This window comes from Streptomyces sp. NPDC040432, assembly GCF_055595445.1.
The window spans coordinates 30,047-45,788 of sequence record NZ_JBVIVP010000020.1 but is presented as its reverse complement, the minus strand read 5'-3'; the positions used below and the strand labels follow the sequence as shown (position 1 = coordinate 45,788).

The window sequence follows — 15,742 nt, the reverse complement described above, 5'->3', positions numbered from 1 at the left end:
TCCTCTTCGGCTGCCCGATACCGACACCGACCTCGGTACCGGCGCCGGTACCTGCAACGACAACGGCACCAACCACCCCGTCCCACCCCGCCCCGCGTGAGGAGACCCGCATGTCCGCGACCGACCCGGACGCAGCTCCCCGTACGTCCCCGGTACCCGACGCCCGCGTGCCCGGTGCGCCCCGCCCCGAGGCGGCGGCCCCCGCCTCGCGGGGGCCCGCCAGGCGTGCGGTGCTGGCCGCCGGGGCCCTCCCGCTCGTGGTCGGGACGGCCACCCCCGCCCTGGCATCGTCTCCCCCACCCGGCACCGGCACCGCGCCCGAGCCCGCGGCCCTCGCCCCGTACGCCTCCTACTGGTTCCCCGACTCGCTCCCCCCGGGCGAGCCGGGACCCGGGATCGTGTGGCGTTCGTTGGCGGAGTGGGACCCCGAGTCGGATCCCGACCTGGCGCACAACGCGGCGACCGTCCCGCTCGCCCCGCGCTTCACCCCCGTGCCCCCGCACCGTGACGCCCGCGCGGGGCAGGCCCGCATCGCCTCGCTCGTCTCGTTCGGGCCGACCGCGGGGAACCCGTCCCAGGGCTCGGCGACGGTCGACTCGTACGCGCTCACGCACTGGGCCTACATCGACGAGCTGGTCTTCTGGGGCGGTTCCGCCGGCGAGGGCATCGTGCTCGCGCCGAACGCCCCGGTGACGGACGCCGCCCACCGCAACGGCGTCCGGGTCCTGGGCAACGTGTTCCTGCCTCCCGTCGCCTACGGCGGCGACCTGCGGTGGACGCACGAGCTGGTGCGGCGCGACGCCCTCGGCCGCTTCCCCCTGGCGGAAAAGCTCGTACAGGTCGCGCGGGCCCACGGCTTCGACGGCTGGTTCGTCAACGCCGAGACGGACGGCGGGGACAGTGCGCTGGCGTCCCGGATGCGGGAGTTCCTGCGCGCCCTGCGCGCCGCGGGCGCACCGCACGGCCTGCGCATCACCTGGTACGACGCGATGAACGCCACGGGCCGGGTCGGCTGGCAGGGCGCGCTGAACGCCCTCAACCAGGAGTTCTTCGAGGACCGGAGCGGAAGGGTCGCGGACACCCTCTTCGTGGACTTCCGCTGGACGGAACGGACCCTGGAGTCCTCCGGCTCCCTCGCCGACCGGCTGGGCCGCTCCCGCCACGAACTGTGGGCGGGGGTGGACGTCGAATCCAACGGCCGTCACTCCCGTGTGCGTTGGGACGCGTTCGTCCCGCGCGGACGCGACCACGTCGTCAGCTACGGCTTCTACCGGCCGGAATGGACCCGCAACCACCTCACCGACCGCTCCCCCGGCGCGTTCCACCTGTCCGACGACCTGTTCTGGACCGGTGAGTCCCTCGATCCGTCGAGACCCGCACCCGAATCGGGCTGGCGCGCGCCCGCCACGGTCGTCGCCGACCGTTCCACCGTGACCGGGCTGCCCTTCGCCTGTTCGTTCAACACCGGTCACGGACTGCGCTGGTTCGAGGGCGGCGAGGTCCTCGGCGACACGCCCTGGAACCACCTGGCCCTCCAGGACCGGCTGCCCGGCCGGCGCTGGGTGGTGGACACGACCGGCGAACGGCCGTCCGTCACGCTGGACTTCGCGGATGCCTGGCGCGGCGGTTCGAGCCTGCTCGTGGCCGGCCGGCCGGGCGCTCCGGTCGCCGTCGGCCTGCACGCCACGCGGCTCCCGCTGACCCCCACCACGGTCGCCGAGCTGATGCACCGCACGGACGCCGGCCCGGTCGACGTCGAGTTCGGCGTCGCCACCGGCGAGCCGGCCGCGCCCGGCGACCCGGTCCCGTACACGTGGCTGCCGGCGACGGACCCAGGCGACGACGACCCGGCGTGGCGGACGACCCGAGTGCCCCTGACCCCGCTGGCCGGAACGACCGCGCACGCCCTCGCCGTACGGATCACCGGACGCGGGAACGAGCCCGTGTCCTGGCGGCTCGGGGCCCTGTCGGTACTCGACACCGCCCTTCCCCGGCACCCGGCCCCGCCCGCCCACCTGGAGGTGACGGCCACGGCCCGGCGGGGGGACGCGGTCGAGCTCCGCCTGACCTGGGACCGGGCGGTCGGCCCGGTCCGGCACTACGAGCTGCACCGCGTGCTCCCCGACGGCACCCGCCAGTTCCTCGGCGGCACCTGCGCCGCCGCCCTGTACGTCCCCTCCATCACCCGGGCGGGCCCGGAACGGGCGGCGCTCCTGGAGCTGCGCGCGGTCGGCGAGACGTACGCGACGTCCGCGCCGGCTCGGACCGAGCTGCCCTGGTAGGGCCCCCGGCCACGTGTGAGTCCGTGGGGCCGGGGGGCGGGCGCCCCGAACGTCAGGGGTTGTGCGGGTCCGTGCGCGGGACGGCGACCGTCACGCGCAGCCCGTGCGGCGGGTTCGTCCCGTAGGAGATGGAGCCGCCGCCCCCGGCGAGCAGGGCCCGGGAGATGGACAGGCCCAGGCCGGAGCCCTTGATGTTCTGGTGGCGGCCGCTGCGCCAGAAGCGGTCGCCGACGCGCAACATCTCGTCCTCGGTCAGACCCGGCCCGCGGTCGGCGACGACGACGAGCGCGCTGCGCCCGGCCGCGGAGACGGAGACCTCGACCTCCTCGCCCGCGGGCGTGAACTTCAGGGCGTTGTCGATGACCGCGTCGAGCGCGCTGGACAGGGCGATCGGGTCGGCCCAACCGGTGACGGCGGACCGGCCCGTCTCGGTGAGCCGTACGCCCTTCTCCTCGGCGTACGGCCGCCAGGAGGCGACCCGCTCGGAGGTCAGCGCCCCGATGTCGGTGAGGCTGATCTCGGCGGAGGCGTGTTCGGCCAGCGCGAGGTCGAGGAGGTCGTCCAGGACCTGGGTGAGGCGCTTGCCCTCGGTCCGCACGGAGGCGATCTCCTCGTTCCCCTCGGGTAGTTCGAGGGCGAGCAGCTCGATGCGCAGGAGCAGCGCGGCGAGGGGGTTGCGCAGCTGGTGCGAGGCGTCGGCGACGAACGCCCGCTGCTGTTCGAGTACCTCTTCCACGTTGTCGGCCATCTCGTTGAACGAGCGGGCGAGTCGCTGGAGTTCCGGTGGGCCGCCGGAAGCCGCGACGCGGGAGTTCATGCGGCCCGTGGCGATGCCGTGGGCGGCTGCGTCCAGCGTTTGGACGGGCTTGAGGACCCAACTGGTGAGGCGCAGGGCCGCGCCGAACGCCAGCAGCATGGCCGCGGCGAGTCCGGCCGTGATGAACAGCCAACCCACCAGGATCCGCGTGCGCATCCGGTCGGTGGGCGATTCGGTGACGACGACCGCGACGACGTCCCCGTCGAGGACGACCGGGGAGGCGACGAGCAGTCTGCCGCGGGTCTGCCAGGGCCACACCTGGCCCGGGTCGTGGCTGCGCCGCCCGGCGAGCGCCTCGGTGAAGGCCAGCCGGCCTTCACCGTCGTCCGGCAACTGCCACCAGCCGGGGGCCCTGGCCAAGGCGTTGCCGTCACGGTAGAAGATGCCGACGCGGATGCCGTACAGCTCCTGGTAGCGGGCGAGTTCCTGCTGGAGGGTCTCCTGGCGCTCGTCGGCCCCGGTCGAACGGGAACCCTCGGCGTCGATGACGAACTGGGCGAGGGCGGCGAAGCGGGCGCTGTCGTCGATCCGGTCGACGACGACGTCCTGCTGCTGCCGGGCGGCCAGGCTCACGGCGAGCGGGAGCCCGAGGGCGATCAGGACGCCCGCCATGAGGACGACGAGGAGCGGGAGCAGCCGGGCGCGCACGGCAGGCGCCCGCTAGGGCGCGGCCGGGGTGACGAGCCGGTAGCCCACCCCGCGGACGGTCTCGATGAGGGCGGGCAGGCCCAGCTTGGAGCGCAGCGACGCCACGTGGACTTCGAGGGTGCGCCCGGTGCCCTCCCAGCTGGTGCGCCAGACCTCGCTGATGATCTGCTCGCGGCGGAAGACGACACCGGGCCGCTGCGCGAGCAGGGCCAGCAGGTCGAATTCCTTGCGGGTGAGCGGCACGTCGGCGCCGTTCACGCTGACCCGGCGGGTGGGCAGCTCGATGGAGACGGGACCCAGCACGACCGCGGCAGGCGATCCCGTGGCCCCGGCGGTGGTCTCCTCGGAGGCGCCGGTGCGCCGGGCGACGGCGTGGATGCGGGCGAGGAGCTCGCCGGTGTCGTACGGCTTGGTGACGTAGTCGTCGGCGCCCATGTTCAGGCCGTGGATGCGCGAACGGACGTCGGCGCGCGCGGTCACCATGATCACGGGCGTGCTGGTGCGCTTGCGGATCTTCCCGCAGACCTCGTAACCGTCCTGGTCGGGCAGGCCGAGGTCGAGGAGGATCACCCCGTAGGGAGAGGCGCCGGGCGTGGATCCGGCCGTCAGCAGCGCCTGGAGGGCCTCCTCGCCGCTGCGGGCGTGGGTCACCCGGAAGCCGTGCCGGGCGAGGATCGCGGACAGGGCGGCGGCGACGTGGTCGTCGTCCTCGACGAGGAGCAGCCTCATGGCGTCCCCCTTTCCTGTTCACGACGTCCGGACGAAGAATGGCCCAACACGGGCCACCATGCATCCACGCCCATGAAGAGTCCCACGTCAAGGGGGTTCCGGTCCGGCGAGTCTTCCGTTATGCACCCGGTACGCGTACGGAACGCCCCGAGCCGGGCCACGCACGGAGCGTATCCGGGCGAGGCCGTATCGTTATGCTCAATTCTCCCTCAGATGTGATGACGCTGTGCGCGCCTCGTCACTACTGTCCTCCCAACCGACGGAGGACGGAGCAAGAAGCCGATGAGCGGAGTATCAGTGACCAAGGACGTGCAGGACGCGGCCGGTGCCGCGGACGGCCTGGTCGTACTGAGCAACGTCAACAAGCACTTCGGCGCGCTGCACGTGCTTCAGGACGTTGATCTGAGCATTGCCCGCGGTGAAGTCGTCGTGGTGATCGGTCCTTCGGGATCGGGCAAGTCCACGCTGTGCCGGACCATCAACCGGCTGGAGACGATCGACTCGGGCACCATCACGCTCGACGGGAGGCCGCTGCCGGCCGAGGGCAAGGAACTCGCCCGGCTGCGCGCCGACGTCGGCATGGTGTTCCAGTCGTTCAACCTGTTCGCCCACAAGACGGTGCTGCAGAACGTCATGCTGGGCCAGATCAAGGTCCGCAGGACGGACCAGGCGGCCGCCCGCGAGAAGGCGCAGTCGCTGCTGGACCGGGTGGGCGTCGGCTCGCAGGCCGACAAGTACCCGGCGCAGTTGTCGGGCGGCCAGCAGCAGCGCGTGGCGATCGCCCGGGCGCTGGCGATGGAACCGAAGGTCATGCTCTTCGACGAGCCGACCTCGGCCCTGGACCCGGAAATGATCAACGAGGTGCTGGAGGTCATGCAGCAGCTCGCCCGGGAGGGGATGACCATGGTCGTCGTCACGCACGAGATGGGCTTCGCCCGCTCGGCGGCGAACCGGGTCGTCTTCATGGCCGACGGAAAGATCGTCGAACAGGCCACGCCCGACCAGTTCTTCAGCAACCCGCGCAGCGACCGCGCCAAGGACTTCCTGTCGAAGATCCTGCACCACTGACGTATCTCGTCCGGTAGTAGTGATCCGTTCGACGGAGCACACATCCCGCTCGTCGCTCAACCACGTCTCACCCGAGGGAAGTTCACCATGAAGATCTCCAAGGTCGGTGCGGCCGCGGCCGTCGCCGTCGCCCTTGCCCTGACGGCGACCGCCTGTGGCGGCAACAGCGACAAGACGTCCGGCGACGCCGGTTCGTCGGGTGGCGCCAAGAAGGACAAGATCGTCATCGGCATCAAGTTCGACCAGCCGGGTGTGGGTCTGAAAACCCCGGACGGCAAGTTCACCGGATTCGACGTCGACGTGGCGACCTACGTGGCCAAGGAACTCGGCTACGCGGCCGACCAGATCGAGTTCAAGCAGGCCATCAGCGCCGAGCGCGAGAACCTCATCTCCAACGGCGACGTGAAGCTGGTCGTCGCGAGCTACTCGATCAACGACAAGCGCAAGGAGAAGGTCGACTTCGCCGGCCCGTACCTCCTGGCGCACCAGGACCTGCTGGTCCGCACCGACGACAACAGCATCACCAAGCCCGAGGACCTGAACGACAAGAAGCTCTGCTCGGTCGCCGGCTCCACCTCCGCGCAGAACGTCAAGGAGAAGCTGGCGCCCAAGGCCGACCTCAAGCAGGCCGCCGGCTACTCCGAGTGCCTCACCGGCCTGGAGAGCAAGGCCATGGACGCGCTCACCACCGACAACTCGATCCTGGCCGGTTACGCCGCGCAGGAGAAGAACAAGGGCAAGTTCAAGCTCGTCGGGCTGAGCATGAGCAACGAGAACTACGGCATCGGCCTGAAGAAGGGCGACAAGGACCTCCAGACCAAGGTCAACGCCGCTCTGAAGAAGATGGTCTCGGACGGTGCCTGGGAGGCGGCCGTCAAGAAGAACTTCGGTCCGGCCGACTACAAGAACGAGCCTGCCCCGCAGATCACCGAAGGCAGCTGATTCCCCGGTGAGGGGCGTCGCCGCCCGCCTGCCGCGGGCGGCGGCGCCCCTCACCGGCCACTCTGGGGAGAGCGCAGGGCAACGTGTTCGACTTTCTTGATTCCGGGCAGTACGACGTGCTCGGAGCCTTCTGGGTGACGGTTCAGCTCACCCTCTATTCGGCGGTCGGATCCCTCATATGGGGAACCGTCCTGGCCGGGATGCGGGTCAGCCCCGTCCCGCTGATGCGCGGCTTCGGCACCACGTACGTCAACGTGGTCCGCAACACCCCGCTGACCCTGCTGATCATCGCCTGCTCGCTGGGCCTCAGCGAGACGCTGGGGATTTCCCTGGGCGGCGAGACGTTCAAGGAGACCGGCTTCCGGCTCGCGGTCCTCGGACTCTCGGCCTACACCGGCACCTTCGTCTGCGAGGCACTGCGCTCGGGCATCAACACCGTGCCCGTGGGCCAGGCGGAGGCCGCGCGCGCACTGGGCCTGAGCTTCTTCCAGGTACTCACGCTGATCGTGCTCCCCCAGGCCTTCCGGGCGGTCATCGCGCCGCTCACCAACGTACTGATCGCACTCACCAAGAACACCACGGTGGCTGCGGCCATCGGCGTGGCCGAAGCGGCCCTGCTGATGAAGGACATGGTCGAGAACGAGGCCCAGGCGCTCTTCGCCGTCTTCGGCATCTTCGCCCTCGGATTCGTCCTGCTGACCCTGCCCACCGGCCTGCTGCTGGGCTGGGTGGCCAAGCGAGTGGCGGTAAAGCGATGAACTCCGTGCTGTACGACGCCCCGGGCCCGAAGGCCAAGTCCCGGAACTGGATCTACACCGTCGTCTTCGTCGTCCTGCTCGGCCTGGCCCTGTGGTGGGCGCTGGGCCTCATGGCGGAGAAGGGCCAGCTCGACGGTGAGAAGTGGTCCCCCTTCATCACCGACAGCCAGGTCTGGACGACGTTCCTGATCCCCGGCCTGCTGGAGACCCTCAAGGCCGGCGCGATCGCCATGGTCATCGCGCTGCCCCTGGGTGCGCTGCTCGGCATCGGTCGACTGTCCGACCACGCCTGGGTCCGCGTCCCCGTCGGCGCGTTCGTCGAATTCTTCCGCGCCATCCCGGTGCTGATGCTGATGATCTTCGGCTCGGCCTTCTTCGTGCAGTTCACGTCGGTCTCCTCCGACATCCGACCGCTGTACGCGGTGGTCGCCGGGCTGGTCCTCTACAACGCTTCGGTCATCGCCGAGATCGTCCGGGCGGGTGTGCAGTCCCTGCCCAGCGGGCAGTCCGACGCGGCCAAGGCGATCGGCATGCGCAAGGGCCAGACCATGGTCCACGTCCTCATTCCGCAGGCCGTCACCGCGATGCTGCCCGCCCTGGTCAGCCAGCTCGTGGTGATCCTCAAGGACACCGCGCTCGGCGGAACCCTGCTCGGCCTCGCGGAGCTCCTGTCGATGGCCCGGCAGATCTCGGCGAACTACAGCAACACGATCGCGACCTTCGTGGTGATCGCGGTGATCTACATCGCGGTGAACTTCGCCCTCACGAGCTTCGCCTCCTGGCTCGAAGGTCGACAGCGCAAGTCGACGAAGGGAACCGGTGCGGTGGTCGGAACCCACGAGGCCAACGATTTCGCCATCGGCAGGTCCACCTGATCCGACCGAAGGCCGGCCTCCGGTCTTCCGGCCCTCCGGGTCTGACATAGAGTCAGCCATAGTGCGTAGCCCGCGTGGTGCGGCGGAACTCTTCCGCCGCACCACGCGGCGTTGTCGCGACGGGTGTCACTTGACGCGGGCACCTTCAGTGGGTTGCATACGTTCTGTGATCACATACCGGACATCGGGAGCCGCGCCATGGACCCGGTGATCGTCGTCGGCGCGGGACCCGTCGGGCTGTCCCTCGCCCTCGCCCTGGCCGGCCACGGCGTGCCGTCCGTCCTCCTCGACGAGGGGCCCGGCAAGGACGAGCCCAGGCCGGCCCGTTCCGTCGTGCTGCACGCCGACACGGCGGCCATGGCGCACCGGCTGGGCTGTACGACGCTGCGCGACGAGGGTGCGCGCTTCGCGGCCTGGCGCACCATGAGGCGTCGTCAGGAAGTCTCACGGATCACCTTCGAGGAAGAGCCGGCGCCCCTGCACCTACCGCAGCACGCCCTGGCCCGCGGCCTGCGCGACTCGGCCGGCACCCACCCGCTCGTCCAGCTGGTCACCGACTGCAAGCTGGAATCCCTGGAGCAGGACGACCGCGGGATCACCGTGCACACCCGGGGCTCCGAGACGACCTGGTGGCGCGGCAGCCACCTGGTCGGCTGCGACGGCGCCCGCTCGACGGTGCGCAAGCTGCTCGACATCCGCTTCCCCGGCCGGACGGCCGTCGAGCGGCACGCCGTGGCCGCACTCCGCGCCGAACTGCCGTGGCCCGGCGAAGCGTTGCTGCACCGCAATCCGCCGGCCGGCCCCGAGGAGGTCGTCGCACGGCCACTGCCCGACGGGGTCTGGCGCCTCGACTGGCTGCTCCCGGCCCGCGGGGACCTGGTCACCCCGGACGCGCTCGTCACCCTGATCCGCGACACCCTGGCGGGATGGTGCGGAGGCGCGACTCCTCCGTACGACCTGATCGACACCGGGGTGCACACCCTGCACCACCGTCTCGCCCGGCGTTGGCGCGACGGCCGGGCCTTCCTCGCCGGGGACGCAGCGCACCTGCTGGGCGCGTTGGGCACCCAGGGCGTCGAGGAGGGGCTGCGCGACGCCGAGAACCTGGCCTGGAAGCTGGCCCAGGCCTGGCACCAGGGGGCCTCCGAGGCGCTTCTCGACAGCTACGAGGACGAGCGGCGCACCGCCGTCGCCGCCCGGCTGCGCGCCGCCGACCAGGCCATGCCGGCCCTGCGCGGCGGGGGCGGCCTGCGCACCCTGATCCCCGGATCGACGCGCTCCGCGCACACCCTGCTGACCGACGGCCACCTCGGCCGGGGCCCGCTGGGCGCCGAGCCCGTGTACGCCCCGCCGGTCGCCGTGCGCGAGGTGCCGACGGCGACGGAACCGGGCGGTCCGGTGGCGAACGTCCCGGTGACCGCCCCCGACGGGGCGACCGTTCCGCTGCGCGACCTGCTCGGCCGGGGCCGGCTGTTGGTGCTGCTCGTCGCCCCGGGCACCGGGGTGTGGGACCGGCGGCACTGGGTGGGCGCCGGTCTGATGCCCCGGCTGGCCGCCGCCGTGAGCGCGCTGCCGGTGCGGGCCGAGCTGCTGGTCGCGGACTCCTACCCGGGCGCTCCGGCGCACACGGTGCTCCTCGTACGGCCCGACGGGCACCTGGCGGCGACCTTCGCGGGGGTCCGGCCGGCGGAACTGTACGAGGCGGCGGACGCCGTGCGCGGTGGTGCGCCGGAGCCCGCGGCAGCCGCCTCCACCACGCCTACAGCCGTGATCGATTGACCGTTCTCGGCAGCTCGTGGTTCACTCGCGGACATGACCGGCAACGACGTACGCCTGTGGCGGAGGGTTCACATGGACCTGCTCCGCTACGCGGGCTGCGTGTGTCGCCCTTCCTGCTGATTCGCCTTCCCTCCGCGCGCCCCGCGCCCTTCCGGGCCCGCGCGCACCTTCGCGAACTCCCAGGACGGTCATCACCCCATGTCTGCGCCGACGCACGCGCCCGCCCCCACCCACATCCCCGCACCCTCCGTCTCCCCCGCCTCCCCCACCTCCGGCCCGACGGCAGCCGAGCTCCTCGCCTTCGCCCGGCGCACCGCAGCCGACGCGGCGGTCGTCGATTCGCTCCCCCTGGATCCGGAGGGCCGCACCTGGATCCGTCTGGAGGGACCGGGCGGCAGTGAGGCCTGGCTGATCGGTTGGCCGCCGGGCACCGGCACCGGCTGGCACGACCACGCCGAGTCGCGCGGCGCGTTCGCCACCGCCCGGGGTCGGCTCACCGAGCACTCCCTGTCCGTGCGGCTGCCCTCCGAGGGATGGCAGAGCCTGGAGCTGGCCGACGGGGTGGACCGCACCCGCTCCCTGGCCGCCGGGGACGGACGCGGCTTCGGCGAGCACCACGTGCACGAGGTGCTCAACGGGTCGGACACCGAGCACGCGGTCTCCGTCCACGCGTACTACCCGCCGCTGCCGCTGATCCGCAGGTACAGCCGCAGCGGGCCGGTCCTCACCCTGGAGCAGGTCGAGCGTCCGGCGGACTGGCAGTGAGCGCCCCCATCGGCATCGACGAGTACCTGGAGCGGGTCCGCGAGGGCTACACCCGCGTCGACGCGCCGGCCGCGCACGAGGCCTCCTCGGCCGGGGCGTTGCTGGTGGACATCCGTTACCAGGCGCTGCGCGAGCGGGACGGCCTGATCCCGGGGGCGGTGGTCATCGAGCGCAACGAGCTGGAGTGGCGCCTCGATCCCCGGGGCTCGCACCGCATTCCGCAGGCCACGGACCACGACATCGAAGTGATCGTGATCTGCAACGAGGGCTACGCCTCGACCCTCGCCGCGGCCTCCCTCCACGCCTTGGGCCTGCACAGGGCGACCGACCTGACGGGCGGCTTCCAGGCCTGGAAGGCAGCCGGCCTCCCCGTCACCGGGCCCTGACGGCAGCGTGACGCGGCCTCGTGCCCCCGTTCGCCGGGGTACGGGGCCGGCGTCATGACCTTGCCGCACCCCTCGTACTCTCACGCATCCGTCCCGGCCGCCCCGCCTCGGACGTCGGCATGTCCGGCGGCCCCCGGCCGGCCGACCCGTCCGGGTACTTCGGCGGTGACCGGCACCGGCAACCCCGGCACTTCGACGACCGGCGCGTTCACGGGCGCCGCAGGCCCGGCTCTCGGCAGGGGAGCGTTCCGGCGTCCCCGCCCCGGGGGCTACCCCCGCCCCGGCCCGCCGGCCCCGCACCTCGAACGTCCCGGTACCCCGGCCGTCGCGCTCAGCCCGACGAGTACCCCCGGTCGGCAGCGTCCATGGCGTCGTCGGCGTCGTCTCCCTCCGCCTCCAGCGCCCGGCGGACGACCCGTAGGGCCATGCCCTCCGGGTAACCCTTGCGGGCGAGCATGCCCGCGAGGCGTCGAATTCGTTTGTCCCGGTCCAGGCCGCGGGTCGCGCGGAGCTTGCGCTCCACGAGTTCCCGGGCCGTCCGTTCCTCCTGCTCGGAGTCCAGTTGTTCCAGGGCTTCCTGTACGAGGGTGGTGTGCACCCCCTTGGTCCGCAGTTCCTGGGCGAGTGCCCGACGGGCCAGGCCCCGGCCGCGGTGGCGGGACTCGACCCAGGCCCCGGCGAAGGCGGCGTCATCGATCAGGCCGACCTCCTCGTACCGGGAGAGGACCTCCTGCGACACCTCCTCGGGGATGCCCCGCTTCTCCAGGGCGTCCGCGAGCTGCCGGCGGGTGCGCGGCATCCCGGTGAGCAGGCGCAGGCAGATCGCCCGTGCCTGCTCCTCGGGACTCTGGGGCGGCAGTTCCTGGCGGCCTTCACGGCCGCCCCGGCCCTCCCCTTCCTGCTCCCGCACGGGTCAGCTCTTGGAGACGGCGGCCTTGGCCGGCGTCTTGGCCTTCGACGCCGGGGCGGGCACGGCCGCTGCGGCGTCCGCCGGTGCGGCACCCGCCTCGTCGGCGGCGGCGTCGACCTTGCGCACGCCCACGCCCAGCTTCTCCTTGATCTTCCGCTCGATCTCGTTGGCGAGGTCGGGGTTGTCCTTGAGGAAGTTGCGGGCGTTCTCCTTGCCCTGGCCGAGCTGGTCGCCCTCGTACGTGTACCAGGCACCGGCCTTGCGCACGAAGCCGTGCTCCACGCCCATGTCGATCAGGCCGCCCTCGCGGCTGATGCCCTGGCCGTAGAGGATGTCGAACTCGGCCTGCTTGAACGGCGGCGCGACCTTGTTCTTGACGACCTTGACGCGCGTACGGTTGCCGACCGCGTCCGTGCCGTCCTTCAGGGTCTCGATGCGGCGGATGTCCAGACGCACGGAGGCGTAGAACTTCAGCGCGCGGCCACCGGTGGTGGTCTCCGGCGAGCCGAACATCACACCGATCTTCTCGCGGAGCTGGTTGATGAAGATCGCGGTGGTCTTGGACTGGTTGAGCGCACCCGTGATCTTCCGCAGGGCCTGGCTCATCAGGCGGGCCTGGAGACCCACGTGCGAGTCGCCCATCTCGCCCTCGATCTCCGCACGGGGCACGAGCGCCGCCACGGAGTCGATGACGATCAGGTCGAGGGCGCCCGAGCGGACCAGCATGTCCACGATTTCGAGCGCCTGCTCGCCGGTGTCCGGCTGGGAGAGGATGAGGTTGTCGGTGTCGACGCCCAGGGCCTTCGCGTACTCGGGGTCGAGCGCGTGCTCGGCGTCCACGAAGGCGACGGTCCCGCCGGCCTTCTGCGCGTTGGCCACGGCGTGCAGGGTCAGCGTGGTCTTACCGGAGGACTCCGGTCCGTACACCTCGATCACGCGGCCGCGGGGCAGCCCGCCGACGCCGAGGGCGATGTCCAGCGCGGTCGACCCGGTGGGGATGACCTCGATGGGGTCGTTCGGCTTGTCGCCGAGGCGCATGACCGCACCCTTGCCGAATTGCCGTTCAATCTGTGCGAGCGCGGCGTCGAGAGCCTTCTCGCGGTCGGTGCCTGCCATGGGTTCCACCCGGTTTGCTTGAGTCGATCGCTTCACGCCATTGACGCTAACGCCTGCCACTGACAATCCGCTCCCACGCCGGGTTCAGCTGTGGATAACTCTCATCAGAATGGATGTTCGATTTCCCTGTCAAGCGAGCCACGCCCGCCCCGCCCGCCCGGGCACTCCGCGTCCCGTACCCCTGCCCCCGACCCCGCCGAGGGCCCGCGGCGACGCCCCCTTCCGGAGGAGCCGTCCGCTTCGGGCCCTGCACGGCCGGGCCTACAGCGGAGCCGTGTGGTCCGCCGGGAAGGCACCGCCGTGGCCCGGGACGATCAGGTCCGCCGCGGCCAGGACGCGGAGCCGGGAGGCGCGCAGGAGCCCGTGGTCCGGGGCCACCGGGTCCTCGACGGGTCCGTTGGGGCGCCACCACAGGTCGCCCACGAAGGCGACGACGCCCTCGCCGGTGCCCGCCAGCAGCGTGATGTCCTCGCGGCTGTGACCCGGGGTGCGGATCAGGCGCAGGGAGGGGGTGATTTCGTACCCCTCGGCGTCCCGGTCGGTCCACTGGTCGTGGCGGTATTCGGCCTTGTGGTCGTGGACGCGGGCCTCACCGAAGAGACCGACGTTCATGGTGTTGTCCGGGTGGTGGTGGCTGAGCACCACGTCGGTGATGTCGTCGGGACCGAGACCCAGCTCGGCGAGCGGGCCGAGGATGCGGTCGCGGCCGGCCACCATGCCCGGGTCGACGATCACGTGGCGGTCCCCGTCGTGGACGTAGGAGACGGTGGCGGCGACGCCGGGCCCCGTCGAGAGGGTGTATCCGGTGGTCAGGATCGTGTACGTGGCGCTGTGGGCCAGCGGTGCGTCTGTCATGTGCACCATGCTCCCGGGCAGGTCGGGCACCCACGAGTGGCAGTGTTGCCAGTGATCGCGGGAATCGTGCCAACCCCCCTTCCTGCTGCGATACTTCCGGCGTGCCGCCCTTCGAGACCGTCGCCGCGTACGTACCTCCCGGAGCCGGCATGCTCGCCGTCGGCATCGTCACCGAGGTGTTCGGCCCGCACGGGCAGGGGCTGCCCGGCTTCGACTTCGCCCTGTGCGCCGACCGCCCCGGCCCGGTACCCACCGACCTGGGCGTGCCGTTGACGGTGACCCACGGCCTGGACCGGTTGGCCGCCGCCGACCTGGTGATCGCCCTGCCGGGGGCCGACTTCCGTACGCCGCCGGGTCCCGACGTGCTCGACGCGCTGTCGGCGGCGCACGCGCGGGGAGCGCTGGTCGCGGCCCACTGCGTCGGCACGTTCGCGCTCGCCGCCGCCGGGCTGCTCGACGGTCTGCGGGCGACCACGCACTGGCGGTTCGCCGCGTTGCTGGCCGACCGCCACCCCGAGGTGTCCGTCGAGCCCGACGCCCTCTACGTCGACGAGGGGCGGATCGTCACGGGCGCGGGCGCGGCGGCCGGTTTCGACCTGTGCCTGCACCTGCTGCGGCGCGAGCACGGCGCCGCGACGGCGAACGCGGTGGCGCGGGACATGGTGCTGCCCTCGCACCGCGACGGCGGGCAGGCCCAGTACCTGGCGGCGCCCGCTCCGGAGGACTGCCACGACGAGCGGCTCGCCGAGGTCCTGAACTGGGTCCGGGAGAACCTGCACGAGCCGCTGCCGGTGGCGGAGCTGGCCCGGCGGGCCATGATGAGCAAGCGGTCCTTCGCCCGCCGGTTCGCCGCCGCGACGGGCACGACGCCGCACGCCTGGCTGCGGGGCCTGCGGTTGAGCGGCGCCGAGGAGTTGCTGGAGACCACGGACCTGCCGGTGGAGGAGGTCGCCCGTCGGGTCGGGTACGGCAGCGCGGCCGTCCTGCGCGAGCAGTTCGTGCGCCGGCGGGGCGTGCCGCCCCGCTCGTACCGGCGCTCGTTCTCCCGTACGCCGTAGCACCGGGGGCGTCACGGACGCTCCGGAACGGCGCTCCGGGACAGGGGCCTCCGAACGGGAATTCACGCCGCCCGCCCCCAACCTCCGCGTCCCGGAGCCCCGTTGGGGGAACCGGGGCGCCGCGCGTTCACGGCGACCGAGTGGGCCAACCCGCCCAACACGCCGCGAGACGGGCACGGATGCCCATACGCGGGCGCATGAACCACACCCTCGACCTGGCCGGAGACCCTCCTCCCGCGGCCGGCACCCTGCGATGCCCCCAAGACGGGGAACGTGTAATTCCGCTCAGGAGGACCCATGGCCATCAAGAAGGCCACGATCCAGCAGCAGGTGGCAGAAGCGCTCGCGCAGGCCAACCCGAACGACCGGCCCATCGTCACGATCCAGGCCGTCGCCGGCCCCAGCGTGTGGCTGATGAGCATGCTCGGCCTCATCGGCCAGGCCTTCCTCACCTACTACTTCGTCACCGTGACCGTGCAGGCCGTGGTGCTCCACCGCGCGAGCCGGATGAGCAACCGTCCGCAGGAGATCGTCTTCGCGATACCGCCGAACGAGGCCGTCGGCGCCGTGACCGAGATCAAGCGCAACGCCATCTGGAGCTCCTTCAGGCTCCAGCTCCCCGGCCAGGCCACCCCGACGCGCATGAACGTGCACCGCACCTGGCGCAACGAGATGGACCAGCTGCTCGGGCTCCTGACGGGTCAGGACCGGATCGCCGCGTAACGACGACTGACAACCAGAGGTTGACACCCAT

The 15,742-nt window shown here is 71.8% G+C and carries 16 protein-coding genes; 11 read left to right on the top strand and 5 right to left on the bottom strand.

The features are described from left to right. Positions 1–110: 110 nt before the first annotated feature. Complete coding sequence (locus ACZ58N_RS30110) at positions 111–2,282, top strand: endo-beta-N-acetylglucosaminidase (RefSeq protein ID WP_471166124.1); 2,172 nt, start codon at positions 111–113, stop codon at positions 2,280–2,282. A gap of 52 nt (positions 2,283–2,334) precedes the next feature. Here the strand turns inward: ACZ58N_RS30110 and ACZ58N_RS30105 are convergent, their stop codons facing one another. Continuing rightward, positions 2,335–3,747 (bottom strand): sensor histidine kinase, encoded by a 1,413-nt coding sequence (locus ACZ58N_RS30105; protein WP_471166121.1) that lies wholly within the window; start codon positions 3,745–3,747, stop codon positions 2,335–2,337. A 12-nt stretch (positions 3,748–3,759) separates the two neighbouring features. Further along, a complete protein-coding gene (locus ACZ58N_RS30100; RefSeq protein ID WP_471166119.1) occupies positions 3,760–4,476 on the bottom strand; it encodes a response regulator transcription factor in 717 nt (238 codons plus the stop codon). A gap of 282 nt (positions 4,477–4,758) precedes the next feature. Here ACZ58N_RS30100 and ACZ58N_RS30095 point away from each other — a divergent pair, with 282 nt between their 5' ends. The 8 genes from ACZ58N_RS30095 (at position 4,759) to ACZ58N_RS30060 (ending at position 11,049) form a co-directional block, all read left to right on the top strand. Beyond that, entirely contained in the window at positions 4,759–5,544 is a 786-nt protein-coding gene (locus tag ACZ58N_RS30095; RefSeq protein ID WP_471166117.1) for an amino acid ABC transporter ATP-binding protein, read from the top strand. 87 nt (positions 5,545–5,631) lie between these two features. After that, positions 5,632–6,486 carry a glutamate ABC transporter substrate-binding protein gene (locus tag ACZ58N_RS30090; RefSeq protein ID WP_471166114.1) on the top strand — a complete coding sequence of 285 codons (855 nt, stop codon included), beginning with the start codon at positions 5,632–5,634 and terminating at the stop codon, positions 6,484–6,486. A gap of 83 nt (positions 6,487–6,569) precedes the next feature. Next, on the top strand, positions 6,570–7,244 hold the full coding sequence (locus ACZ58N_RS30085; RefSeq protein WP_319195874.1) for an amino acid ABC transporter permease: 675 nt from the start codon (positions 6,570–6,572) through the stop codon (positions 7,242–7,244). After that, positions 7,241–8,119, top strand: a complete 879-nt coding sequence (locus tag ACZ58N_RS30080) for an amino acid ABC transporter permease (protein ID WP_471166111.1) — start codon at positions 7,241–7,243, stop codon at positions 8,117–8,119. Before ACZ58N_RS30085 ends, ACZ58N_RS30080 begins: the two co-directional genes overlap by 4 nt. 198 nt (positions 8,120–8,317) lie before the next feature. After that, the gene (locus ACZ58N_RS30075; RefSeq protein WP_471166108.1) at positions 8,318–9,898 is read left to right on the top strand and encodes an FAD-dependent oxidoreductase; all 1,581 of its coding nucleotides are present in this window, start codon (positions 8,318–8,320) and stop codon (positions 9,896–9,898) included. Positions 9,899–9,931: 33 nt separating this feature from the next. Further along, positions 9,932–10,018, top strand: coding sequence for a putative leader peptide (locus tag ACZ58N_RS30070; protein WP_311318651.1), 87 nt, complete (start codon positions 9,932–9,934; stop codon positions 10,016–10,018). Between the two features lie 78 nt (positions 10,019–10,096). Then, a complete protein-coding gene (locus tag ACZ58N_RS30065; protein WP_471166105.1) occupies positions 10,097–10,663 on the top strand; it encodes a cupin domain-containing protein in 567 nt (188 codons plus the stop codon). Continuing rightward, a complete protein-coding gene (locus ACZ58N_RS30060) occupies positions 10,660–11,049 on the top strand; it encodes a rhodanese-like domain-containing protein (RefSeq protein WP_471166103.1) in 390 nt (129 codons plus the stop codon). Before ACZ58N_RS30065 ends, ACZ58N_RS30060 begins: the two co-directional genes overlap by 4 nt. A gap of 331 nt (positions 11,050–11,380) precedes the next feature. Here the strand turns inward: ACZ58N_RS30060 and recX are convergent, their stop codons facing one another. From recX to ACZ58N_RS30045, 3 genes are all read right to left on the bottom strand, one after another. Beyond that, complete coding sequence (gene recX / locus ACZ58N_RS30055; protein WP_471166101.1) at positions 11,381–11,959, bottom strand: recombination regulator RecX; 579 nt, start codon at positions 11,957–11,959, stop codon at positions 11,381–11,383. Positions 11,960–11,962: 3 nt separating this feature from the next. Further along, entirely contained in the window at positions 11,963–13,075 is a 1,113-nt protein-coding gene (gene recA / locus ACZ58N_RS30050) for a recombinase RecA (RefSeq protein WP_471166099.1), read from the bottom strand. A gap of 261 nt (positions 13,076–13,336) precedes the next feature. Beyond that, a complete protein-coding gene (locus ACZ58N_RS30045; RefSeq protein WP_471166096.1) occupies positions 13,337–13,930 on the bottom strand; it encodes an MBL fold metallo-hydrolase in 594 nt (197 codons plus the stop codon). A 149-nt stretch (positions 13,931–14,079) separates the two neighbouring features. On the opposite strand from ACZ58N_RS30045, the gene ACZ58N_RS30040 reads away from it, so the two are divergent. Both ACZ58N_RS30040 and ACZ58N_RS30035 read left to right on the top strand, forming a co-directional pair. Further along, complete coding sequence (locus ACZ58N_RS30040) at positions 14,080–14,988, top strand: GlxA family transcriptional regulator (protein WP_471166315.1); 909 nt, start codon at positions 14,080–14,082, stop codon at positions 14,986–14,988. Between the two features lie 297 nt (positions 14,989–15,285). After that, complete coding sequence (locus ACZ58N_RS30035; RefSeq protein ID WP_471166094.1) at positions 15,286–15,711, top strand: hypothetical protein; 426 nt, start codon at positions 15,286–15,288, stop codon at positions 15,709–15,711. The last annotated feature ends 31 nt before the right edge of the window (positions 15,712–15,742 follow it).

Excerpts from the sequence above, each read along its gene's own strand:
- ACZ58N_RS30110 (WP_471166124.1), top strand. The coding sequence starts at position 111 with ATGTCCGCGACCGACCCGGACGCAGCTCCCCGTACGTCCCCGGTACCC.
- ACZ58N_RS30100 (WP_471166119.1), bottom strand. The coding sequence starts at position 4,476 with ATGAGGCTGCTCCTCGTCGAGGACGACGACCACGTCGCCGCCGCCCTG.
- ACZ58N_RS30095 (WP_471166117.1), top strand. The coding sequence starts at position 4,759 with ATGAGCGGAGTATCAGTGACCAAGGACGTGCAGGACGCGGCCGGTGCC.
- ACZ58N_RS30090 (WP_471166114.1), top strand. The coding sequence starts at position 5,632 with ATGAAGATCTCCAAGGTCGGTGCGGCCGCGGCCGTCGCCGTCGCCCTT.
- ACZ58N_RS30080 (WP_471166111.1), top strand. The coding sequence starts at position 7,241 with ATGAACTCCGTGCTGTACGACGCCCCGGGCCCGAAGGCCAAGTCCCGG.
- ACZ58N_RS30075 (WP_471166108.1), top strand. The coding sequence starts at position 8,318 with ATGGACCCGGTGATCGTCGTCGGCGCGGGACCCGTCGGGCTGTCCCTC.
- ACZ58N_RS30070 (WP_311318651.1), top strand. The coding sequence starts at position 9,932 with ATGACCGGCAACGACGTACGCCTGTGGCGGAGGGTTCACATGGACCTG.
- ACZ58N_RS30065 (WP_471166105.1), top strand. The coding sequence starts at position 10,097 with ATGTCTGCGCCGACGCACGCGCCCGCCCCCACCCACATCCCCGCACCC.
- recA (WP_471166099.1), bottom strand. The coding sequence starts at position 13,075 with ATGGCAGGCACCGACCGCGAGAAGGCTCTCGACGCCGCGCTCGCACAG.
- ACZ58N_RS30045 (WP_471166096.1), bottom strand. The coding sequence starts at position 13,930 with ATGACAGACGCACCGCTGGCCCACAGCGCCACGTACACGATCCTGACC.
- ACZ58N_RS30040 (WP_471166315.1), top strand. The coding sequence starts at position 14,080 with ATGCTCGCCGTCGGCATCGTCACCGAGGTGTTCGGCCCGCACGGGCAG.
- ACZ58N_RS30035 (WP_471166094.1), top strand. The coding sequence starts at position 15,286 with ATGGCCATCAAGAAGGCCACGATCCAGCAGCAGGTGGCAGAAGCGCTC.